Genomic DNA, 21,501 nt, shown 5'->3' on the forward strand with positions numbered 1-21,501 from the left:
GACGCTCATCAACCTCAAAGCTGGGCCACGATCGCGCGGTAATCCGCGGCCAGCGTGGCCTGAAGAATCTCTTTCGGATAGTCGTCGGTGACCACCGCTTCGCCCATGCGGCTCAGCAGGACCAGACGCAGACGACCGTCGAGTACCTTTTTATCTACTGCCATGTGTTCCATGAACTGCGCCGGGGTCATTTCCTCTGGCGGCACCACCGGCAAACCTGCCTGCTGGAACAGACGGATGCCACGATCACGTTCCTGCTGGCTAATCCAGCCCAGGCGCATGGACATTTCCAGGGCCATCACAGTACCCGCTGCCACGGCCTCGCCATGCAACCAGACACCATAGCCCATGTGGGTTTCGATAGCGTGGCCGAAGGTATGGCCGAGGTTTAGGGTGGCGCGCACGCCAGACTCACGCTCATCAGCACCGACAACGGCGGCCTTGGCCGCACAGGAGCGCGCAATCGCCTCGGTCAGGGCAACCTGATCCAGGCCGCGCAAGGCTTCCATGTTCGCTTCGAGCCAGCCCAGGAACGGTTCGTCACAAATCAGGCCGTACTTGATCACTTCGGCAAGACCGGCCGACAACTCGCGCGGCGGCAAGGTGTTGAGGCTACGGGTATCGATCAGCACCGCATTGGGCTGATAGAAGGCGCCGACCATGTTCTTGCCCAGCGGGTGATTGATGCCGGTCTTGCCGCCTACCGAAGAGTCGACCTGGGACAGCAAGGTCGTCGGCACCTGGATGAAATCCACGCCACGCTGGTAGCAAGCAGCGGCAAACCCGGCCATGTCGCCGATCACCCCGCCGCCCAAAGCGACCACCGTGGTGCGACGGTCGTGGCGGGCAGTGAGCAAGGCATCGAAAATCAGCTGCAGGGTTTCCCAGTTCTTGAACGCCTCGCCATCAGGCAACACCACCGGCAGTACCGAATAGGCACCCAGGGTCTTGCTCAGACGTTCGAGATAAAGGGGCGCGACAGTCTCATTGGAGATAATGGCGACCTGCCGGCCGGCAATATGCGGCGCCAGCAGTTCAGGTTGATCCAGCAGGCCTTCGCCAATGTAGATCGGGTAGCTACGTTCGCCCAATTCGACCTTTAGTGTCTGCATGTGTCCCCACAATGAACGAGGCGCGGCATCGATGGCTCGACCCGCGCGATAACGGTGTGCCCTGTCATGGCATGACTGGCCGCCGAGGATAGTCCTGGCTTAACGGGGCGGCAACTTCTGCAAGCGCTCGAGAATATCCTGCACAACCATTCGCGGCGGCCGTTCGTCGGTTTCCACTACCAGGTCTGCGATCTCGCGGTAGAGCGGATCACGGATCTCCAGCAAGGCTCGCAAGGTCGCCTCTGGGTTGGCAGTGCGCAGCAATGGCCGATTGCGGTCACGCGAGGTGCGCCCGACCTGCTGCTCGACCGAGGCGTGCAGGTACACCACCCGCCCTCCGGCATGCAGGGCCTGACGATTGGCATCGCGCATCACCGCGCCTCCACCGGTGGCCAGGACCACGCCATCGAACGCGCAGAGCTCGGCGATCATCGCCTGCTCACGGTCACGAAAGCCCGGTTCGCCTTCCTTGTCGAAGATCCACGGGATATTGGCGCCGGTACGCAGTTCAATTTCCTTGTCGGAATCCTTGAACGGCAGGCGCAGCTCTTTGGCTAACAGGCGACCGATGGTGCTTTTACCAGCACCCATGGGCCCCACAAGTATCAAATTTCGCACAGAATCAACGACTCACAGCAATCGCCTGGTCACTCATGATACGCGGAGTCAGGAAGACCAGCAGCTCGGATTTTTTCTCTTGTAGAACATCGCGACGAAACAGCCGCCCAACATACGGCACATCGCCGAAAAATGGCACCTTGTCGACAACTTTACTTTGCACCGTCGAGTACACGCCACCGATCACGATGGTCTCGCCGTCCTTCACGCGGACCTTGGCATTGACCTCGTTCTTGCGGATTGGCGGCACCTGGGCCAGGGCATTGAGGTAGTCCGGCTCATCCTTGGTCACCTTCACGGCCATGATCACCCGGTTGTCCGGGGTGATCTGCGGCGTCACCTCCAACGACAGCGACGCCTCGCGGAAGGTCACAGAGGTAGCGCCACTGCCACTGGTTTCCTGATACGGCACTTCGGTGCCCTTGAGGATCCGCGCGGTTTCCTTGTCGGCGGTGACCACTTTGGGCTGGGAGATGATTTCACCATTGCCGGATTTCTCCATGGCACTGAGTTCCAGGTCGAGCAGGACGTTGTCGCGCACCAGGCCCAGGCCGATGGCCGAGCCAGCCCGTTCCGCCCCCAGGTCGACAAAGGTGTCGGCGCCACCCAGGACCAGACCACTGCCCAGATCCAGCTCCCCGCCCCAGCGCACGCCCAGACTCCTTTCGTAGTCGACATTCGCTTCAACGATCCGCGCTTCGATCATCACCTGACGCACCGGCACATCCAGGCGAGCGATCAACTGGCGCAATTCCTCCAGCCGCTCCGGAGTCTGGCGCGCGATCAGGGTGTTGGTTCGCTCATCGACACCCAGCGCCCCCGCAGCGGCGTCGAATGGATCATTCTCCGTCAGCGACTGGAACACTGCCGCGATGTCTGCCGCCTGGGCATAGTGAATCGGCAGCAGCTCTCGGCGCGTCGGCACCAGGCCGGCCACCTGCTGACGACCTTCCAGCAACTGCCGCTCCTGACCGCCAAGCTCGCCAATGGGCGCCACCAGCAGGACATTGCCTTCGGTACGCCGCTCCAGCCCCTTGCTGCGCAACACCAGGTCCAGCGCCTGCTCCCAGGGCACATCCTGCAGGCGCAGGGTGACCCGGCCCTGTACCGCATCGCTGGCGACCAGGTTGACCCCGGAAAAATCAGCCAGCACCTGCAACACCGAACGCACCTCGACATCCTGGAAGTTCAACGACAAAGGCTCGCCCGGCGGCGCACTACTGGCCGACACCGCGCAAGCAGCCTGTAGGGTAAACAACCCGGCGAACAGCGCCATACTCCATCCCGCCTTCATCTGCGACCTCCCTGGTCCACTGCTTCATCCCGCGCCTGCAGGCTGCTTCAGGTGCAGCGTTCGACGCCGCTCGCTCCAGCCCTTGCCCACCACAAAAACCTGCTCGGCTACTTCGATCTGTTGTTCCTCAATGCCCACGACCCGCCCCTGATCACGCCCCAGGCGATCACCCAGCTGCAGGCGATGGACGACGCCAGCGACTTGCAGCAAGGCAAAGCGCGCCGAACCACGGGCAAGGCTGCCAATCATCTCGAACTGGTCGAGCGGCAAAGTCTCCAGGTACTGGCGGTGCTGCATCAGGGAGGAAGGCTCGAACGGATTTCGCGCAATATCCGGCGCCGGAGGTACAGGCTCTGATGCCTCCCCGGAAAGGCCAGAGACCGCACCCGCCTGCTGGCTAGGGTAGGCACTGAGCTGCACCTTTAAACGCAGGCCAGTCTGCGTCGGCAGCAAAGAGAAATCCTGCAAAGTAATGAGTCGAGGCAGGTACGCAAGGCCATGGACAAAAGCCAGCAAGGCCGGGTAAGTACCCTGCAACTGAAGCTGCATGGGCTGTTCGATGTGCTGGCCATGGTGGATTTCCGCCAACAGCTCTACCTGTTCGACGAACACTCCACTCGATTGCCCCTGATAGGCAATGCTTTCCAGCAAGTCGGCCAGTTCACCCCCTGCGGCCAACCTCCAGCGCGCCTCATCAAGGCTCCGGTATGCCACAGCCAGTTGTGCCTCATGGGCGGCAAGCGTCTGCGCACCTGCGGCCTTCTCTGCCTGCTCGATCCGCAAGAACTGCGACTGTTCGGCGCCCTGCTCTATTTCGATGAAAAGCGCCCGCAGATGAACGATGTAAGCAAGTCCCAGCAGCAGCGCCAGACACCCCGCCAGCAATAGCGCCTGCCTGATCGGCGAGCCCGCCGCCCACTGCTGCCATCGTGCGATGGCCAGGAAGTTCAAGACTCGCCCCTCAAGGTCACGCTCAGCTCGAACATCTCCCCCTCATCCACTGCTTTCATTTGCTGCAGCTCGGCCTTTCCGAGCGCACAAGAAAGGTCGCGCAGCAGTTGCGCGACCAATGAACCGGAGTGCGCCAGCCCATGGATATGCAGGCGCGCGCCTTGCCGCGTCAGCGCCGTGAGCTGCACCCCAGGGGGCACAGCGCGCTCAAGCTGCTCAAGTAGATCCACCAGGAATACCCGCCTGCCCTGCAACAACTCCAGCACCTGCAGCCTGCCCTGGATCTGCTCCTGCTCAATTTTGTGCTGCGCCACCCGTGTCAGCTGGCCATCGAGGCCGTCGATAGCCTGCTGGATCGCGGCGTTTTCGACGACGTAGCGCTGCTGCACCTGGCGCCCCAGATAATCCGTCAGCACGGTAACAAGTACCGCCATCAGCCCTACGCCGAACAGCGCCAGCTGCATGCGCCGGATACCGGTCTGAAGCTTTTGCTCCCGCCAGGGCAGCAGATTCAAGCCAGGCATCGATCGTCCTCGCGCATTGCCAACCCGCAAGCGACTGCAAGACACGAGGCCTGCGCCGTCAAAGCAGAGGACTGCAGACCCGACGCCAGCAGCAGATGCTTGAATGGATCGGCATGACGCACCTTAAGGCCGAGGCGCTGCTGCAGTTGCCGGGGCAAGCCCGGATCCACCGTAGCGGCCCCCGCGAGTAGCAACTGATCTGGTAATGCCCTCCCCGGACTGGACAACAGGTAGTTATCCACAGCCGTTGCCAAGCACTGCACAAAGTCCCCCGGAGCAGGCATACGAACTTCGCGACGCATCGACACAGGCCCTTCGCCCCGCTCGTGAATGGCCAGAACATCGGCTTCGGCCTGCAGTAACAGGCCATCGACCTGTAACGCACGCTGCAAGGCGTGACTGTCGGGCTCAACCACACAGGCCCGCACACCCGCGGTTTCAAGACTGGCCTGGAGAACATCCAGCAACGCCAGATGACAAGCGGCAACGACAACCCGCTGGTGCTGCGACGCGTCAGGATCGGGACCCATGACCTGAAAGTCGACTGCCGCATCCTCAAGCGCAAAAGGAACGAACTGACCGGCATCGGCTGGCAGACGCTCGATAATCGCTTCGTCGTCCAGATCAGCCGGCATCGACAGCAGCTTTTCGATCACCAGCCCGGCTGGCAGCGCAACGGCCGCTCTGCGTACCGATCCAGCGCTACGCCGAACAGCCTGAAGCAGGGCTGCCCCGACCTGCTCGGGATCTGCAATCCAGCCATTGTGCATGGCCGTCGCCGGCAAGGGCTCGAGCGCCCAGGCCTGCACGCTATAGCGGCCACGGTGGCGGCGCAGGCGCACCAGTCTGATGAACGGAGGGGTAATTTCTATCCCCAGAAGTGAACCGGCATCCTTGCCAAAGCGTCCAAGCATCGGTTTTCCCTTGATCGCTGCAGGTCAACAGGGGCTATGCCCCTGTCAAACCTGGCTGATTCCCTGACGGGCGCGGCAATAACGCGCCCGTGCGAAAAATGCTTATAATGCCCAGCGTTTTTCCTTGTCCGCTGGCCCTGCGCGCAACCCACTCTTTTACCTGGACGCCCAAAAGCCTTGATACGCCTGCTGAAGTTCTTCTGGTGGTCTTTCGTCGCAGTCATTTGCGCAATCGTGCTCGGTCTGAGCGGCGCGTTTCTGTATCTTAGCCCCAGCTTGCCCTCGGTAGAGGCCCTCAGAAGCATCCAGTTGCAGATCCCTTTGCGGGTCTACAGCAGCGACGGAAAACTGATCGCCGAGTTTGGCGAGATGCGCCGTTCTCCCATCCGTTTCGCCGACATTCCGCCCCATTTCATCCAGGCTTTGCTCTCGGCCGAAGACGACAATTTCGCCAATCACTATGGGGTCGACCCCAGTAGTCTGATGCGTGCTGCAACACAATTGCTCAAGTCCGGGCACATCCAGACCGGTGGCAGCACCATCACCATGCAGGTGGCGAAGAACTTCTTCCTCAGCAGTGAGCGCAGCTTCTCGCGCAAAACCAACGAAATCCTCCTGGCCTTGCAGATCGAACGCGAGCTGACCAAGGACGAGATCCTCGAGCTGTACGTCAACAAGATCTACCTGGGTAACCGCGCCTACGGCATCGAAGCTGCGGCTCAGGTGTATTACGGCAAGTCGATCAGAGACATCAGCCTGGCGCAGATGGCCATGATCGCCGGTCTGCCCAAGGCGCCGTCACGCTTCAACCCGCTGGCCAACCCGGTGCGCGCCAAAGAGCGCCGCGACTGGATCCTCGGGCGCATGTACAAGCTGGGCAAAATTGATGAGGCGAGCTACCAGGCCGCCCTGGCCGAGCCGATCAACGCCAGCTACCACGTGCCAACGCCAGAAGTCCGCGCCCCTTACATTGCCGAGATGGCCCGCGCCGAAATGGTTGGCCGGTATGGCAGCGACGCCTACACCGAAGGTTTCCGGGTCACTACCACGGTACCGAGCGACCTGCAGGAAATCGCCAACAAAGCCGTCCTCGATGGCCTCAGCGCCTACGATGAGCGTCATGGCTATCGCGGCCCTGAAGCCCGCTTCCCGGGCAAGACCCGCGCCGCCTGGCTGCAGGAACTTGGCAAACAGCGCCCGCTGGGCGGCCTGGAGCCAGTGATTGTCACTCAGGTCGACAAGACCGGCCTGCAGGTGCTGACCCGTGCCGACAGCCTGGAGCATGTGGCCTGGGACACCATGAAATGGGCTCGTCCGTTCCTCAACACCAACAGCCAGGGGCGTGCACCGCAACAGCCTTCTGACGTTGCCCAGGTCGGCGACCTGATCCGCGTCCAGCGCCTGGACAACGGCAATCTGAAGTTCAGCCAGGTGCCGGGCGCGCAAAGTGCACTGGTCTCGCTCGACCCCAATAGCGGCGCCATCCGCGCCCTGGTTGGCGGTTTCTCCTTCGAACAGAGCAACTACAACCGCGCCATGCAGGCCAAGCGTCAGCCGGGCTCGAGCTTCAAGCCTTTCGTCTACAGCGCAGCGCTGGACAACGGCTACACCGCCGCCAGCCTGGTCAACGACGCGCCGATCGTGTTCGTCGACGAGTACCTGGACAAGGTCTGGCGTCCGAAGAACGACACCAACACCTTCCTCGGCCCGATCCGTATGCGTGAAGCGCTGTACAAGTCGCGCAACCTGGTGTCGATCCGCTTGCTGCAGGCCATGGGTGTCGGTCCGACCATCGACTACATCAGCAAGTTCGGCTTCAACAAGCAGGACCTGCCGCCTAACCTGTCCCTGGCCCTGGGCACCGCTACCCTGACCCCGATGGAAATCGCCACCGGCTGGAGCACCTTTGCCAACGGCGGTTACAAGATCACGCCATACCTGATCGAACGCATCGAAAGCCGTAACGGTGAAACCCTGTTTACCGCCAACCCGCCACGGGTGCCGCAAGCGGAACAGGTCGAATCCGGTATCGCCGCACCAGAAGCGCCGATCAGCACCCAGTTCCCCGGCGAAGCGGCTGCCACGCCTGCCAGTAACCAGCCTGCCTTCCCGCAGGCGCCAGCAGTGGCCGAACGCATCATCGACGGTCGCACCACCTACATCCTCACCAGCATGCTCCAGGACGTGATCAAGCGCGGTACCGGGCGACGTGCCCTGGCTCTGGGCCGCACCGACCTTGCGGGCAAGACCGGCACCACCAACGAATCCAAGGACGCCTGGTTCTCCGGCTACAACGCCGATCTGGTGACCACCGTCTGGAGCGGTTTCGACCAGCCTGAAACCCTGGGCCGCCGTGAGTACGGTGGCACCGTGGCGTTGCCGATCTGGATGAACTTCATGGGCCCGGCGCTCAAAGACAAGCCTAACCACGCTCCGGCCGAGCCGGAAGGCATCCTCAGCCTGCGGGTTGATCCGGTCAGTGGCCGGGCAGCAACGCCGAGCACGCCGAACGCCTACTTCGAGCTGTTCAAGGCCGAGGACACACCGCCATCGGTCAACGAGCTGAATGGCTCCGCGCCGGGCAGCCCGCTGCCAGCGGATGAAGCGGCGCCGATCGATCTGTTCTGACCGGCCATCGGTGGGAGCGGGCTTGCCCCGCGATGCGATGCGACTGATACACCGCAATCGCGGGTCAAGCCCGCTCCCACCCGAGGTGTAAACGCGACATCAGAAACAAAAAAGCCCCGACTCTCACGAGCCGGGGCTTTTTTATGCGGGTTGCAGCTAATCGCGGGACAAGTCGAGTCGTCGCACCGCCGCTACCACATTAGCCGTTGAACACGTCATCCACGCTTTTCAGCGGGTAGTTCTTCGGATACGGCAGGGTCGCCACACCGGTTTCGATCGCAGCCTTGGCCACGGCATCGGAAACGACGGTGATCAGACGGGCATCCATTGGCTTCGGAATGATGTACTCACGACCGAACTCCAGCGCGTCGACGCCGTAGGCTGCGCAGACTTCCTTCGGCACTGGCAGCTTGGCCAGATCCTTCAGGGCGTTGGCGGCAGCGATCTTCATCTCTTCGTTGATGCGCTTGGCGCGAACGTCCAGAGCACCACGGAAGATGAACGGGAAGCCCAGCACGTTGTTGACCTGGTTCGGGTAGTCGGAACGACCGGTGGCCATGATCACGTCGCTACGGGTGGCGTGCGCCAGCTCTGGAGCGATTTCCGGATCCGGGTTGGAGCAGGCGAAGACGATCGGGTTTGGCGCCATCGACTTCAGGCCTTCAGCGCTCAGCAGGTTCGGGCCGGACAGACCCACGAACACATCAGCGCCATCCAGGGCATCAGCCAGGGTACGCTTGTCGGTCGCGTGGGCGAACACCGCTTTGTACTGGTTCAGGTCGTCACGGCCAGCGTGGATCACGCCAGTACGGTCAACCATGAAGATGTTCTCGATCTGCGCACCCATGCTCACCAGCAACTTCATGCAGGAGATGGCGGCAGCGCCGGCGCCCAGGCAGACGATCTTGGCATCAGCCAGGGTTTTGCCAGCGATTTCCAGGGCGTTGATCATGCCGGCGGCGGTAACGATCGCGGTGCCGTGCTGGTCATCGTGGAATACCGGGATGTCGCACTGTTCGATCAGGGTGCGCTCGATTTCAAAGCACTCGGGCGCCTTGATGTCTTCCAGGTTGATGCCACCGAAGGTGATGGAGATGCGGCGGACGGTGTCGATGAAAGCCTGCGGGCTCTCCGACTCGACTTCGATGTCGAAAACGTCGATGCCGGCGAAACGCTTGAACAGAACACCCTTGCCTTCCATGACTGGCTTGGACGCCAGTGGGCCGAGGTTACCCAGGCCAAGGATGGCGGTGCCGTCGGAAATGACTGCTACCAGATTGCCCTTGCCGGTGTACTGGTACGCCAGCTCTGCGTCGCGAGCAATTTCGCGTACCGGCTCGGCCACGCCAGGGCTGTAGGCCAGCGCCAGGTCGCGAGCAGTCGCGGTAGGTTTGGTGAGCTCGACGCTCAGTTTCCCCGGACGAGGCTGAGCATGATATTCGAGAGCGGCGGTTTTCAAATCTGACATGGTGGGCATTCCGCTATTTACTGTTCTGACGGACCGCCGAGGATACGCAAAGAGCAAAGGGCCGACAAGACTGGTCGGTCACTTGTGTCAAGGCCTTTAACCTACGACTTTCCGCCAAGAGCCGCAGCCCGCAAGGGTTTCAATGTGTACAATCGAATAAAAAAATGTCCACAATTTTTTATCTTTCGGCCCGTTCCAGCATCGAAGGATCAGTCAACGGCAGCAACCAACGCTTCTGCCCGGCTTTCAGGCCGCCTTTGCGGGAACGATCCAGCACCCAACCGCGCGCTTCGACGCTCCGGCCTTTGAGCCCATCAACGAAGGCTGGAGGAAAATTGCGCTGCAGGCGTGCCGGAATCTGGAGCACCAGCGCATCGTCGATTTCGATCCAGATGCCGCCGCGATTCCGCTCGATACCCGTGACTTGACCGCCGATCAAGGCAAAACCGGATTGCCGAACCTGGGCCGCCGGGATCACCGGGGATTGCCGCCATACACCGGCCTTCAGCTGACGGGCGGCACGCTCGGCCTGCTGCTGACAGTCGCTCAGCGACACGTTCGGCGCCACGGCAACCCGATAGCCAAAGCCTTCGCTAAGCAGTTGTGCTTCAAAATTGTCGCCAGAGCGGCCATAGATGTGCGCCAGGGTGCGCCCGTACTTGTCCTTGGACTCGACGCCCGGCACCAGCCCGACCTCACCCCCACTGGCCTTGACCAGGGCCTGCAAACGCTGACGAGCAGCCTCGGCGAAGGGTTCGCTGGTTCGGCCCTTGCGGCCGATTTCCGGGGCATTGATGCCAATCAGGCGCACACTGCGGCCATCATTCAGACGCAAGGTATCGCCATCGACCACCTGTCGCACACTGACAAGCTGTGGATCAACCGGTAGCGGGCAGAAGGCCAGGGCCGGCAGTTGCCAAATCGCGCCCACAAAAAAGGCGCCCACAAGGGACGCCTTTTTCAGCAGCATTGCCAAACCCATCGGGCCGGCTACGCGCAATCTTACTTCTTGCCGAACGCTGCGAAGCGATCTTCGAAGCGCTTGACACGGCCGCCGGTATCCAGAGTCTTCTGCTTACCGGTGTAGAACGGGTGGCACTCGTTGCATACGTCGGTACCCAGCGGGGAGCACAGGGTCGAACGAGTTTCGAACTTGTTACCGCAGCTGCAGGTGACTGCGATTACTTCATAATTCGGGTGAATTTCTGGCTTCATGGTCACTTCCTCGACTGCGTGCCGCCACCCAACACCATTGTTGAATACCGCACGTAATTAGGCGGCGAATAATACCAGAGCATCCAGGCAACGCAAGTTGTCGCTTGCACCGGCTGTCGTCTGCTAGGCTCGCCGGGTCTTGGAAATCCCCTTCAGAGAACTCATCGCGTGTCCGACGTCATTCTGCGCCTCGCCCTGCCCTCGCCCCTGCGGCGGCTGTTCGACTACAGGGCCCCGGCGAGCATGGCGCGCCAGGCGCTGAGCCCCGGCATGCGTATTCGCGTGCCGTTCGGGCGACGGGAAATGATCGGCATCCTGATCGAAATCACCGACAAGAGCGAGGTCCCGGCAGACAAACTCAAGCCTGCGATCGCCCTGCTCGACCCGGTTTCGCCGCTGCCCCCGGCACTGTTCAAACTCTGCCTGTGGACAGCCCAGTACTATCAACACAGCCTTGGCGACACGTTGAGCTGGGCCCTGCCGGTGCTATTGCGCCAGGGCGAACCGGCCGAGGCCCGCCAGGAGCGTTTCTGGCAAGTCGCGCCGGGCGCCCGCCAGGACGATCCGCGCATCGCCCGTGCTCCGCGCCAACGCGAGGCCCTGGCGACACTGGCGCAACACCCTCACGGGGTCGCACATACCTTGTTAAGCAAACTGATGCTGAGCAAGGACAGCCTCGACCTGCTGCTGGCCAAAGAGCTGGTTCAGGTCGAAGTGCGCCGCCACCTGCCTCAGGAACGCCATGAGCACTGGCTGGCTCAACCCGAGCTACCCCTGAACGACGAGCAACGTGCCGCCTTCAACGCTGTGCGTTCGGGCTTTGACAGCTTTCATGCGTTCCTGCTGGCCGGCGTCACCGGCAGCGGCAAGACCGAGGTCTACCTGCAGCTGATCCGCGAAACCCTTGATGCCGGCAAGCAGGCGCTGATCCTGATTCCGGAAATCAACCTCGGGCCGCAGACCCTGGCGCGCTTCGAACAGCGCTTCAATGCCCGTATCGCCCTGCTGCACTCGGCGGTCAACGACCGCGAACGCCTGGATGCCTGGCTGGCGGCCCGCGACGGCGAGGCCGATATCATCATCGGCACCCGCTCGGCATTGTTCACGCCGATGAAGCACCCCGGCCTGATCATCATCGACGAGGAGCACGACGGCTCTTATAAACAGCAAGAAGGCTTGCGCTACCACGCCCGCGATCTGGCCCTGGTGCGGGCACGCCAGGAAAACATCCCGATTCTGCTCGGCTCGGCAACGCCGTCACTGGAAAGCCTGCACAACGCCCACAGCGGCCGCTATGGCCTGCTGCGCCTCAATCAGCGCGCCGGTGGCGCCCAGCAGCCACGCTTTCTGCGCCTGGACGTCAAGAGCCGGCCGCTGGACAGCGGCATCAGCGGGCCGATGCAGCAGGCCATCGGCCAGACCCTGGCCGCCGGCCAGCAGGTGCTGGTGTTCCTCAATCGCCGCGGTTTTGCCCCGACCCTGCTGTGCCACGATTGCGGCTGGATGTCCGAGTGCCCGCGTTGCGACGCGCGCATGACCGTCCACCAACGCTCCAACGAACTGCGCTGCCACCACTGCGGTTACGACGAACGCGTGCCGCGCCAGTGCCCGCAATGCAACAAAGTCGACCTGCGCCCGGTGGGCGCCGGCACTGAGCGGGCCGAAGAACGCCTGAGCATTCTGTTCCCCGACTTCCCGGTGCTACGCGTGGACCGCGACAGCACCTCGCGCAAAGACGCCATGAACCAGCTGTTCGCCACCATCCAGCGCGGCCAGCCGTGCATCCTGGTCGGCACCCAGATGCTCGCCAAAGGGCACCACTTCCCGCGGGTGACCCTGGTGGCGATTCTCGATGCCGATGGTGGCCTGTTCTCCGGCGATTTCCGCGCCAGCGAACGCATGGCCCAGCTGATCGTCCAGGTCGCCGGTCGTGCGGGACGCGCCGAGGAGCCAGGCAAGGTGATTATCCAGACCCACCTGGCCGACCACCCGCTGCTGGTGCAATTGACCGAACAGGGTTACTTCGCCTTTGCCGAGCAGGCCCTGAGCGAGCGTCGCGCGGCGGGCCTGCCACCGTTTGCCCACCTCGCCCTGCTGCGCGCCGAAGCGCACAAACCGGGGCAGGCCGAAAGTTTCCTCGACGAAGCCTGCAGCGCAGCCGAACATCTGCTCGCAGAACACAACCTGCAAGGCATCGAGCTGTTGGGCCCGGTACCGGCGCCGATGGAACGACGTGCGGGGCGTTTTCGTGCACAACTATTGCTCCAGGCCAATGCGCGGGCGCCTTTGCATCGACTGATCAGTGCCTGGTTGCTACTGTTGGAACAAATGCCGTCCGGGCGCCAGGTACGCTGGTCTTTGGATGTAGATCCGGTAGATCTGTATTGATGAACCTTTGTAGGAGCGGATTTATCCGCGAACACCCTTCGCGGATAAATCCGCTCCTACAGGTCTGCGGGTGTACCTGCGACACCAAAGGTTGGCAACCTCGCCCCGGCAACGGATAATGTCCAGTTTTTCCACCTGCGCATCGAAGCGCCGCCGCGCTTGCGGTCGAAAGAGAAGCCCATGAAAGACACCATTCGCCAGCTTATCCAGCAAGCCCTCACCCAACTCGTCACCGACGGTGTGTTGCCTGAAGGGCTGACGCCGGCGATCCAGGTGGAAAACGCCCGGGACAAAACCCACGGCGACTTCGCCAGCAACATCGCGATGATGCTGGCCAAGCCGGCCGGCATGAAGCCGCGTGACCTGGCGGAAAAAATCATCGCCGCGCTGCCTGCCGACGAGCAGGTCAGCAAGGTCGAGATCGCCGGTCCCGGCTTTCTCAACTTCTTCCAGAATACCCAGGCCCTGGCCGCCCGCCTGGATGCCGCGCTGGCCGACGCCAAGCTCGGCGTTAGCAAGGCCGGCCCGCAGCAGAAGGTGGTGGTCGACCTGTCAGCGCCTAACCTGGCCAAAGAGATGCACGTCGGCCACCTGCGCTCGACCATCATCGGCGACGCCGTGTCGCGCGTCCTGGAGTTCCTCGGCGACACCGTGATTCGTCAGAACCACGTCGGCGACTGGGGCACCCAGTTCGGCATGCTGATGGCCTACCTGCAGGAAAACCCGATCACCAGCGACGAGCTGTCGGACCTGGAAAACTTCTACCGCGCAGCGAAAAAACGCTTCGACGAGTCGCAAGAGTTCGCCGACCGTGCCCGCGGCCTGGTGGTCAAGCTGCAAGCCGGTGACGAGGAATGCCTGAAGCTGTGGACCCGCTTCAAGGACATTTCGCTGTCGCACTGCCAGAAAACCTACGATCTGCTCAACGTCAAACTGACCATGGCCGACGTGATGGGTGAAAGCGCCTATAACGACGACCTGGCCAACGTGATCTCCGACCTCAAGGCCAAGGGCCTGCTGGTTGAGAGCAAGGGCGCCCAGTGCGTGTTCCTCGAAGAGTTCAAGACCGCTGAAGGCGAACCTTTGCCAGTGATCGTGCAGAAAGCCGACGGCGGCTATCTGTATGCCACCACCGACCTGGCTGCCATCCGCTACCGCAGCAACGTACTCAACGCTGATCGCGCCCTGTACTTCGTCGACCAACGCCAGGCCCTGCACTTCAACCAGGTGTTCGAAGTGGCCCGCCTGGCCGGCTTCGTCGGCCATCCGATGCAGATGGAACACATGGGCTTCGGCACCATGAACGGCGCCGATGGCCGCCCGTTCAAGACCCGCGACGGCGGCACGGTGAAACTGATCGACCTGCTCACCGAAGCCAAGGAGCGCGCCTACGCCCTGGTCAAAGAGAAAAACCCGGAGCTGCCGGAAGACGAACTGCGCGCTATCGGCCAGGTGGTCGGCATCGATGCGGTGAAATACGCCGACCTGTCCAAGCACCGTACCAGCGACTACAGCTTCAACTTCGAGCTGATGCTCAACTTTGAAGGCAACACTGCGCCGTACCTGCTGTACGCCTACACCCGCGTTGCCGGTGTATTCCGCAAGCTGGGCAAAAGCTTCGATGAAGTGGATGGGCAGATCGTCCTGCAGGCCGCCCAGGAACAAGACCTGGCCGCGCGCCTGGCACAGTTCGGCGAAATCCTGAACAACGTCGCCGAAAAAGGCACCCCGCACGTCCTCTGCGCCTACCTGTACGACGTCGCCGGCCTGTTCTCCAGCTTCTACGAGAACTGCCCGATCCTGGGTGCTGAAACCCCTGAACAACAGCAGAGCCGCCTGCGCCTGGCAGCCCTGACTGGCCGTACCCTCAAGCAAGGTCTGGAACTGCTCGGCCTGGAAACCCTGGAGCGTATGTAAGTTGGCTGCCAAGAAAAAACCCGCACCCAAGCGCGGCGCCAGCCGCAACCAGGCCCCGGCAAAGCAACCGATTCCGGGCTGGTTGTGGCTGGCTATTGGCTTGACCGTCGGCGCCTTCGTCGTTTTTCTGATGAAGCTCGAGCCAGGCAACGAAGAGGTCAAGCGCAGCAAGCCGGAGCAGCAGAAAGCCGAGAAGGCCGCCGAAGCCAACAAGACCGCGCCAAGCCCGCAACAGCCGGTCAAGCCCAAGTACGACTTCTATACCTTGCTGCCCGAGTCGGAAGTGATCGTGCCGCCTGAAGCGGTACCGGAGAAGACCCCGCCGGTACCGGCGCAACCGCCGGTCACTCCGGCTGAAGCGGCGAAGATCGATACCGCACGAGCCCAGGCAGCGCTGATGGGGCAGACGCCACCACCGGCACCACCGGTGATCAAGCCGGCGGCAACCACCCAGTTCTTCCTGCAGGCCGGCTCGTTCCGCAAGCAGGCCGATGCCGACAAGGTCCGTGCGCAGATCATCCTGCTCGGCCAGGCGGTCAAGGTGGAGTCCGGCACTGTCAAAGAAGAAACCTGGTACCGGGTCCTGGTCGGCCCGTTCAGCAATCGCGAACAGCTGACCGTAGCCCAGAAACAACTGGCCGGCAGCGGCTTCAGCAACCTGTTGCTGCAGCAGCGCCAGACCCGCCAGTAATCCCGCCGGCGGCCTTGTCGATCACGACAAGGCCGCCACTTTCAACGCCGCTGGGCGTTGGCCAGCGACACCTGGGTGTTCAACGTCCAGAAGTCATACAAGACCCCCACCAGGAACAAACCACCCGTGCACAGGTAGATGATCCCGGTGATCCATTTGCCCTGGTACATGCGGTGTACGCCGAAAATGCCGAGGAAGGTCAGCAGGATCCAGCTCAGGCTGTAGTCCAGAGGGCCGGCGTGGAAGCGCAGATCAGCCTCGCGATCCATGGCCGGAATCAGGAACAGGTCGATCAGCCAGCCGATACCCAGCAGGCCCAGGGTGAAAAACCAGATCGTGCCGGTGACCGGCTTGCCGTAATAAAAGCGGTGCGCCCCTGTGAAGCCGAAAATCCACAGCAGGTAACCGATCACCTTGCTGTGCGTGTCGTGCAGCTGTCCATCCTGTTGATAACTGTTCATTCATAGCCTCTGAGGGTTATCGGTAAATTTTCTAAGAAAAAATGTGACTTTTTTGTGTTAGGGCGACGTACGGAGGGAACCAATCGACCAGCGGATCAAAAAGTGATCAGAAAGCTGTTATAAAGTTGCGCGCTAACCAACAAGAGCCCTGCCCATGCGTCATCTTTTCAAGACATGGCTGACCCTTTGCCTATTATTGCCACTGGCCGCCCACGCCACCAACCGTGAGCAACGTTTACCCAACGGCTTCTCCACCCCGTCCACTTATTCTGCGGCTGCGCGTTCGAACAAGAACGTCAGCACCAAGGCCCAGCTGCGCACCCGCTCCAGCAAGCCAAGCCTGCCGGTCGCGGCGATGTCGCCGCAACAAAGCAGCGACGTGCTCAGCCGTGCCGTCAATGTGCTGGGCACCCCGTACCGCTGGGGCGGCAGCAGCCCGAGCAAGGGCTTCGACTGCAGCGGCCTGGTCAAGTACGCCTTCAACGACATCGAAGAAATCGACCTGCCTCGCACCTCCAATGCCATGGCCCAGGGTCACGGCGTGAAGGTCGATCGCAATGACCTCAAGCCTGGCGATCTGATCTTTTTCAACATCAAGAGCCGCCGGGTCAACCATGTTGCCATTTATCTGGGCAACGACCGCTTCATCCACGCTCCACGTACCGGCAAGCGAGTCAGCATCGACACGCTGAACAAGCCCTATTGGCGCAGCCGCTATGTGGTTGCCAAGCGCGTCCTGCCAAAAAGCCAGCAATTGGCCCTGGCCAAGCGTTAATGCCATTCATGCGTCCGCACGCGGGCGCTTTCAAGGTTGATCACGCCACGTGTCACCAGGCCCTGCAGGCAACTGTCCAGGGTCTGCATACCTGACGCCCCGCCCGTTTGTATCGTCGAATACAGCTGCGCCACCTTGCCCTCGCGCACCAGGTTGCGCACCGCTGGTGTAGCCAGCAGGATCTCGTGCGCCGCCACGCGCCCACCGTCGACTTTCTCCACCAGCACCTGTGACACCACCGCCTGCAGGGCTTCGGCGAGCATGGCGCGAACCAGCTGTTTTTCCTCGGCGGCAAAGACATCCACCAGCCGGTCAACGGTTTTTGCCGCAGACCCGGCGTGTACCGTCGCCAACACCAGATGTCCGGTTTCCGCGGCAGTCAGCGCCAGCCGGATCGTCTGCGCGTCGCGCAGCTCGCCGAGCATGATCACATCCGGGTCCTGACGCAGCCCGGCGCGCAAGGCCTGGGCAAAGCCATGGCTATGCCGGCCGATTTCACGCTGGCTGATCAGGCTGCGTTGTGGCGTGTGGATAAACTCGATGGGGTCTTCAAGGGTGAGGATATGCAGTTGCCGCTCCCGGTTCAGGTGATCAAGCAAAGCGGCCAGGGTGGTGGACTTGCCGGAACCGGTAGGGCCGGTGACCAGCACCAGCCCCGCAGGCAACTCGGCAATCTTCCGGAACACGCTGCCCAGGCCCAGCTCGGCAAGGCTGCACACCCGACTCGGAATCACTCGCAGTACCGCCGCCGGCCCTCGGCACTGGGTAAACGCATTGACCCGAAACCGCGCCAGACCAGGCAAGGCGACGGAGAAATCGGTTTCCAGAAGCGTTTCGAAATCCTTTTTCTGCGCCTCCGTCATCAGTTGCCCCAGCAACTCAAGCACCTGCTCAGCGCTCAGGATCGGCTGATCCAGACGGCAAAGCCGTCCATCCAGGCGTATGGCCGGCGCCTCTGCTGCCGCCAGGTGCAGGTCCGAGGCCCCGGCCCTTGTTGCCAGGGCCAGCAGTTCAGTCACATCCATGAGACTCCCCAAAGGCTGCCAAGCAGGTAGAATGCCGCAGACCCAAAGAGCCGCCGGCATCGATCAATGTCCACCATAGCAGACAACCTTTCCACGCTCGCCGCCCGCATCAGCGCTGCCGCCGAGGCCGCTGGACGCGCGCCGTCCGACATCCGCCTGCTGGCGGTGAGCAAGACCAAACCCGCCGCCGCCGTGCGTGAGGCCTTTGCCGCCGGGGTTCGCGACGTCGGTGAAAACTACCTGCAGGAAGCCTTGAACAAACAGGGCGAATTGACCGACCTGCCCTTGACCTGGCACTTCATCGGCCCCATTCAGTCGAACAAGACTCGCGCGATTGCCGAGCATTTTGACTGGGTACATTCCGTGGACCGCCTGAAAATCGCCCAACGTCTGTCCGAGCAACGCCCCGAGGGCCTTGAGCCGCTGAACATCTGCCTGCAGGTGAATGTCAGTGGCGAGGCCAGCAAATCCGGCTGCACGCCTGAAGAGCTACCGGCGCTGGCCAGCGCCATCGCCGCACTGCCGCGACTGCGGCTGCGCGGACTGATGGCGATTCCCGAGCCGACCGACGATCGCGCCGCTCAGGAAGCCGCTTTTGCCCGGGTTCGCCAGCTGCAAGACAGTCTCGGCCTGAGCCTGGACACCCTTTCCATGGGCATGAGCCACGACCTGGAAGCGGCCATTGCCCAGGGCGCTACCTGGGTGCGTATCGGCACCGCGCTGTTCGGCGCCCGCGACTACGGCCAGCCTTAGACCTATGCCTTCTTCAACTTTTTCCTAAAGGACCTGACATGAGCAAGACTCGTATTGCCTTTATCGGCGCCGGCAACATGGCCGCCAGCCTGATCGGCGGCCTGCGCGCCCAGGGCCTGGATGCCTCGCAGATCCGCGCTAGTGATCCGGGTGCCGAGCAGCGGGCGAAAGTCCACGCCGAGCACGGCATTGAAATGTTCGCCGACAACGCCGACGCCGTTGAAGGCGCCGACGTTGTCGTCCTGGCGGTCAAGCCCCAGGCCATGAAAGCCGTTTGCCAAGCGCTCAAACCCAGCCTCAAGCCCGAGCAGCTGGTAGTTTCGATTGCCGCCGGGATCACCTGCGCCAGCATGAACAACTGGCTCGGTGCACAACCGATCGTCCGCTGCATGCCCAACACCCCGGCGCTGCTGCGCCAGGGCGTGAGCGGCCTGTATGCCACTGCCGAAGTTTCTGCAGCGCAGCGCCAGCAGGCTGAGCAACTGCTGTCGGCGGTGGGCATTGCCCTGTGGCTGGACAACGAACAGCAACTCGACGCGGTCACCGCCGTATCCGGCAGCGGCCCGGCGTACTTCTTCCTGTTGATCGAAGCCATGACTGCCGCTGGCGAAAAGCTTGGCCTGCCACGCGAAACCGCCGCCAAACTGACCCTGCAAACCGCCCTGGGCGCTGCGCACATGGCCGTCAGCAGTGATGTCGACGCTGCCGAACTGCGCCGTCGCGTTACCTCCCCTGCCGGCACCACTGAAGCGGCAATCAAGTCGTTCCAGGCCGATGGATTCGAAGCGCTGGTGGAAAAAGCGCTGAGCGCCGCCGCGTATCGCTCGGCCGAAATGGCCGAACAACTGGGCAACTAAGGAGCCGAACATGATCGGATTGAACACCGCTGCCATCTATATCCTGCAAACCCTGGGCAGCCTTTACCTGCTGATCATCATGCTGCGCTTCATCCTGCAGCTGGTTCGCGCCGACTTCTACAACCCGCTCAGCCAGTTCGCCGTGCGCGCCACCCAGCCGCTGCTCAAGCCAATGCGCCGGATCATCCCGAGCCTGTTCGGCCTGGATATGTCGTCGCTGCTGCTGGCGATCATCGTCCAGCTGCTGATCATGGGCCTGACTCTGCTGCTGGCCTACGGCACCACCGGTAATCCGCTGCAACTGCTGGTCTGGTCGATGATCGGCGTGACCGCGCTGTTCCTGAAGATATTCTTCTTCGCCCTGATCATCAGCGTGATCCTCTCCTGGGTCGCTCCGGGCAGCCACAACCCTGGCGCCGAGCTGATCAACCAGATTTGCGACCCGTTCCTGGCGCCGTTCCGCCGCCTGCTGCCGAACCTGGGCGGCCTGGATATCTCGCCGATCCTGGCGTTCATGGCCTTGAAGCTGATCGACATGCTGGTGATCAACAACCTGGCGGCCATGACCGGGATGCCGGAGATGCTGCGCCTGCTGGTCTGATCCGAAACCTCGCTGAACCCATCGCCGGCAAGGCCGGCTCCCACAGGCTGAGCTCTGTAGGAGCCGGCCTTGCCGGCGATGCTGTTAAAGGGGTTGGTACATTGCTTGCTGCATATCCCGGTGGTCTTTAGACTTACGCCTCATTTAAGCGTGAGCAGGGTCGATGTCCACTGTCTTTCCCGAAGATTCGGTCGGTCTGGTAACACCGCAACTGGCACAGTTCAGCGAGCCTCTGGCGCTGGCCTGCGGTCGCTCGCTGGCCACCTATGAACTGATCTACGAAACCTACGGCACCCTCAACAGCGCGGCCAGCAACGCGGTGCTGATCTGCCATGCGTTGTCCGGCCATCACCATGCCGCGGGCTATCACAGCCCCGACGACCGCAAGCCGGGCTGGTGGGACAGCTGCATCGGCCCAGGCAAGCCGATCGACACCAATCGCTTCTTCGTGGTCAGCCTGAACAACCTCGGCGGCTGCAACGGCAGCACTGGCCCCAGCAGTCTCAACCCGCTGACCGGCAAGCCTTATGGCGCCGACTTCCCGGTGCTCACCGTGCAAGACTGGGTACACAGCCAGGCCCGCCTGGCCGACCGCCTCGGTATCCAGCAGTGGGCCGCCGTCGTCGGTGGCAGCCTCGGCGGTATGCAGGCACTGCAGTGGACCATCACTTACCCTGATCGCGTGCGTCACTGCCTGGACATTGCCTCGGCCCCCAAGCTCTCGGCACAGAACATCGCCTTCAACGAAGTAGCCCGCCAGGCCATCCTCACCGACCCCGAGTTCCACGGCGGTTCGTTCCAGGACCAGGGCGTGATCCCCAAGCGCGGCCTGATGCTGGCGCGCATGGTCGGGCACATCACCTACCTGTCCGATGACTCCATGGGCGAGAAATTCGGCCGCGAGCTGAAAAGCGACAAGCTCAACTACGACTTCCACAGTGTCGAGTTCCAGGTCGAAAGCTACCTGCGCTATCAGGGCGAAGAGTTCTCCGGGCGCTTCGACGCCAACACCTACCTGCTGATGACCAAGGCCCTGGACTACTTCGACCCGGCCGCGGCCCACGGTGGCGACCTGGCGGCGACCCTGGCCAATGTCACCGCAGACTACTGCGTGATGTCCTTCACCACCGACTGGCGCTTCTCGCCAGCGCGCTCGCGGGAGATCGTCGACGCCCTGATCGCCGCGCGCAAGAACGTCTGCTACCTGGATATCGACTCGCCCTATGGCCACGATGCCTTCCTGATCCCGACCCCGCGTTACATCACGGGATTCACGAACTACATGAACCGCATCGTCTGCTGAGGAAGC

Annotated in this window: 19 protein-coding genes and 2 pseudogenes; 10 read left to right on the forward strand and 11 right to left on the reverse strand. The window is 62.3% G+C overall.

The features are described 5' to 3' along the window. Nucleotides 1–14: 14 nt before the first annotated feature. The 6 genes from aroB to pilM all read right to left on the reverse strand — a co-directional run bounded on the left by aroB (nt 15) and on the right by pilM (nt 5,413). The gene (gene aroB / locus ACVI9W_RS10750; protein ID WP_157194557.1) at nt 15–1,112 is read right to left on the reverse strand and encodes a 3-dehydroquinate synthase; all 1,098 of its coding nucleotides are present in this window, start codon (nt 1,110–1,112) and stop codon (nt 15–17) included. Between the two features lie 99 nt (nt 1,113–1,211). Next, the gene (aroK, locus tag ACVI9W_RS10755; protein ID WP_038615538.1) at nt 1,212–1,730 is read right to left on the reverse strand and encodes a shikimate kinase AroK; all 519 of its coding nucleotides are present in this window, start codon (nt 1,728–1,730) and stop codon (nt 1,212–1,214) included. 4 nt (nt 1,731–1,734) lie between these two features. Continuing rightward, the gene (locus ACVI9W_RS10760) at nt 1,735–3,006 is read right to left on the reverse strand and encodes a type IV pilus secretin PilQ (RefSeq protein ID WP_461531820.1); all 1,272 of its coding nucleotides are present in this window, start codon (nt 3,004–3,006) and stop codon (nt 1,735–1,737) included. A 42-nt stretch (nt 3,007–3,048) separates the two neighbouring features. Continuing rightward, entirely contained in the window at nt 3,049–3,975 is a 927-nt protein-coding gene (locus ACVI9W_RS10765) for a pilus assembly protein PilP (protein ID WP_461529980.1), read from the reverse strand. Further along, entirely contained in the window at nt 3,972–4,490 is a 519-nt protein-coding gene (locus ACVI9W_RS10770) for a PilN domain-containing protein (protein ID WP_461529981.1), read from the reverse strand. The genes ACVI9W_RS10765 and ACVI9W_RS10770 overlap by 4 nt, the downstream gene beginning before the upstream one ends. Next, nucleotides 4,487–5,413, reverse strand: coding sequence for a type IV pilus biogenesis protein PilM (gene pilM / locus ACVI9W_RS10775; protein WP_461529982.1), 927 nt, complete (start codon nt 5,411–5,413; stop codon nt 4,487–4,489). The genes ACVI9W_RS10770 and pilM overlap by 4 nt, the downstream gene beginning before the upstream one ends. A gap of 180 nt (nt 5,414–5,593) precedes the next feature. Between pilM and ACVI9W_RS10780 the strand changes: the two genes are divergently transcribed. Then, nucleotides 5,594–8,041, forward strand: coding sequence for a penicillin-binding protein 1A (locus ACVI9W_RS10780; protein ID WP_461531821.1), 2,448 nt, complete (start codon nt 5,594–5,596; stop codon nt 8,039–8,041). Nucleotides 8,042–8,240: 199 nt separating this feature from the next. Here ACVI9W_RS10780 and ACVI9W_RS10785 read toward each other — a convergent pair whose 3' ends face one another. The 3 genes from ACVI9W_RS10785 to rpmE all read right to left on the reverse strand — a co-directional run bounded on the left by ACVI9W_RS10785 (nt 8,241) and on the right by rpmE (nt 10,724). Beyond that, nucleotides 8,241–9,509, reverse strand: a complete 1,269-nt coding sequence (locus ACVI9W_RS10785) for a malic enzyme-like NAD(P)-binding protein (RefSeq protein ID WP_038615549.1) — start codon at nt 9,507–9,509, stop codon at nt 8,241–8,243. 178 nt (nt 9,510–9,687) lie between these two features. Beyond that, on the reverse strand, nt 9,688–10,509 hold the full coding sequence (locus ACVI9W_RS10790; protein ID WP_461529983.1) for a thermonuclease family protein: 822 nt from the start codon (nt 10,507–10,509) through the stop codon (nt 9,688–9,690). A 2-nt stretch (nt 10,510–10,511) separates the two neighbouring features. After that, nucleotides 10,512–10,724, reverse strand: a complete 213-nt coding sequence (rpmE, locus tag ACVI9W_RS10795; protein ID WP_038615552.1) for a 50S ribosomal protein L31 — start codon at nt 10,722–10,724, stop codon at nt 10,512–10,514. 168 nt (nt 10,725–10,892) lie between these two features. Here rpmE and ACVI9W_RS10800 point away from each other — a divergent pair, with 168 nt between their 5' ends. The 3 genes from ACVI9W_RS10800 (at nt 10,893) to ACVI9W_RS10810 (ending at nt 15,720) form a co-directional block, all read left to right on the forward strand. Then, nucleotides 10,893–13,112 carry a primosomal protein N' gene (locus tag ACVI9W_RS10800; protein WP_461529984.1) on the forward strand — a complete coding sequence of 740 codons (2,220 nt, stop codon included), beginning with the start codon at nt 10,893–10,895 and terminating at the stop codon, nt 13,110–13,112. Nucleotides 13,113–13,292: 180 nt separating this feature from the next. Continuing rightward, the gene (gene argS, locus ACVI9W_RS10805; protein WP_461529985.1) at nt 13,293–15,029 is read left to right on the forward strand and encodes an arginine--tRNA ligase; all 1,737 of its coding nucleotides are present in this window, start codon (nt 13,293–13,295) and stop codon (nt 15,027–15,029) included. A gap of 1 nt (nt 15,030) precedes the next feature. After that, nucleotides 15,031–15,720 carry an SPOR domain-containing protein gene (locus tag ACVI9W_RS10810; protein ID WP_038615555.1) on the forward strand — a complete coding sequence of 230 codons (690 nt, stop codon included), beginning with the start codon at nt 15,031–15,033 and terminating at the stop codon, nt 15,718–15,720. 41 nt (nt 15,721–15,761) lie between these two features. On the opposite strand, the gene ACVI9W_RS10815 is transcribed toward ACVI9W_RS10810, so the two are convergent. Next, entirely contained in the window at nt 15,762–16,181 is a 420-nt protein-coding gene (locus ACVI9W_RS10815; protein WP_038615556.1) for an NINE protein, read from the reverse strand. A 154-nt stretch (nt 16,182–16,335) separates the two neighbouring features. Here ACVI9W_RS10815 and ACVI9W_RS10820 point away from each other — a divergent pair. Both ACVI9W_RS10820 and ACVI9W_RS10825 read left to right on the forward strand, forming a co-directional pair. Beyond that, nucleotides 16,336–16,438 (forward strand): annotated as a pseudogene (locus ACVI9W_RS10820) (peptidase P60); the annotation flags it as partial. Nucleotides 16,439–16,521: 83 nt separating this feature from the next. Then, nucleotides 16,522–16,956 (forward strand): annotated as a pseudogene (locus tag ACVI9W_RS10825) (C40 family peptidase); the annotation flags it as partial. Here ACVI9W_RS10825 and ACVI9W_RS10830 read toward each other — a convergent pair. Continuing rightward, entirely contained in the window at nt 16,953–17,981 is a 1,029-nt protein-coding gene (locus tag ACVI9W_RS10830) for a type IV pilus twitching motility protein PilT (RefSeq protein ID WP_461529986.1), read from the reverse strand. The pseudogene ACVI9W_RS10825 and the gene ACVI9W_RS10830 sit on opposite strands and share 4 nt — an antisense overlap. Before the next feature lie 66 nt (nt 17,982–18,047). On the opposite strand from ACVI9W_RS10830, the gene ACVI9W_RS10835 reads away from it, so the two are divergent. The 4 genes from ACVI9W_RS10835 to metX all read left to right on the forward strand — a co-directional run bounded on the left by ACVI9W_RS10835 (nt 18,048) and on the right by metX (nt 21,495). Continuing rightward, the gene (locus tag ACVI9W_RS10835; protein WP_461529987.1) at nt 18,048–18,734 is read left to right on the forward strand and encodes a YggS family pyridoxal phosphate-dependent enzyme; all 687 of its coding nucleotides are present in this window, start codon (nt 18,048–18,050) and stop codon (nt 18,732–18,734) included. Between the two features lie 38 nt (nt 18,735–18,772). Further along, the gene (gene proC / locus ACVI9W_RS10840; protein WP_461529988.1) at nt 18,773–19,591 is read left to right on the forward strand and encodes a pyrroline-5-carboxylate reductase; all 819 of its coding nucleotides are present in this window, start codon (nt 18,773–18,775) and stop codon (nt 19,589–19,591) included. Between the two features lie 10 nt (nt 19,592–19,601). Continuing rightward, nucleotides 19,602–20,192, forward strand: coding sequence for a YggT family protein (locus tag ACVI9W_RS10845; protein WP_461529989.1), 591 nt, complete (start codon nt 19,602–19,604; stop codon nt 20,190–20,192). Nucleotides 20,193–20,355: 163 nt separating this feature from the next. Then, nucleotides 20,356–21,495 carry a homoserine O-succinyltransferase MetX gene (gene metX, locus ACVI9W_RS10850; RefSeq protein ID WP_422419661.1) on the forward strand — a complete coding sequence of 380 codons (1,140 nt, stop codon included), beginning with the start codon at nt 20,356–20,358 and terminating at the stop codon, nt 21,493–21,495. Nucleotides 21,496–21,501: the final 6 nt, after the last annotated feature.

The sequence above is a fragment of the Pseudomonas sp. 210_17 TE3656 genome (assembly GCF_054821965.1).

Bases quoted from the DNA above. Each gene is read 5' to 3' on its own strand.
- aroB (WP_157194557.1), bottom strand. From the start codon at position 1,112: ATGCAGACACTAAAGGTCGAATTGGGCGAACGTAGCTACCCGATCTAC.
- ACVI9W_RS10760 (WP_461531820.1), bottom strand. From the start codon at position 3,006: ATGGCGCTGTTCGCCGGGTTGTTTACCCTACAGGCTGCTTGCGCGGTG.
- pilM (WP_461529982.1), bottom strand. From the start codon at position 5,413: ATGCTTGGACGCTTTGGCAAGGATGCCGGTTCACTTCTGGGGATAGAA.
- ACVI9W_RS10785 (WP_038615549.1), bottom strand. From the start codon at position 9,509: ATGTCAGATTTGAAAACCGCCGCTCTCGAATATCATGCTCAGCCTCGT.
- rpmE (WP_038615552.1), bottom strand. From the start codon at position 10,724: ATGAAGCCAGAAATTCACCCGAATTATGAAGTAATCGCAGTCACCTGC.
- argS (WP_461529985.1), top strand. From the start codon at position 13,293: ATGAAAGACACCATTCGCCAGCTTATCCAGCAAGCCCTCACCCAACTC.
- ACVI9W_RS10815 (WP_038615556.1), bottom strand. From the start codon at position 16,181: ATGAACAGTTATCAACAGGATGGACAGCTGCACGACACGCACAGCAAG.
- ACVI9W_RS10830 (WP_461529986.1), bottom strand. From the start codon at position 17,981: ATGGATGTGACTGAACTGCTGGCCCTGGCAACAAGGGCCGGGGCCTCG.
- ACVI9W_RS10835 (WP_461529987.1), top strand. From the start codon at position 18,048: ATGTCCACCATAGCAGACAACCTTTCCACGCTCGCCGCCCGCATCAGC.
- proC (WP_461529988.1), top strand. From the start codon at position 18,773: ATGAGCAAGACTCGTATTGCCTTTATCGGCGCCGGCAACATGGCCGCC.
- ACVI9W_RS10845 (WP_461529989.1), top strand. From the start codon at position 19,602: ATGATCGGATTGAACACCGCTGCCATCTATATCCTGCAAACCCTGGGC.
- metX (WP_422419661.1), top strand. From the start codon at position 20,356: ATGTCCACTGTCTTTCCCGAAGATTCGGTCGGTCTGGTAACACCGCAA.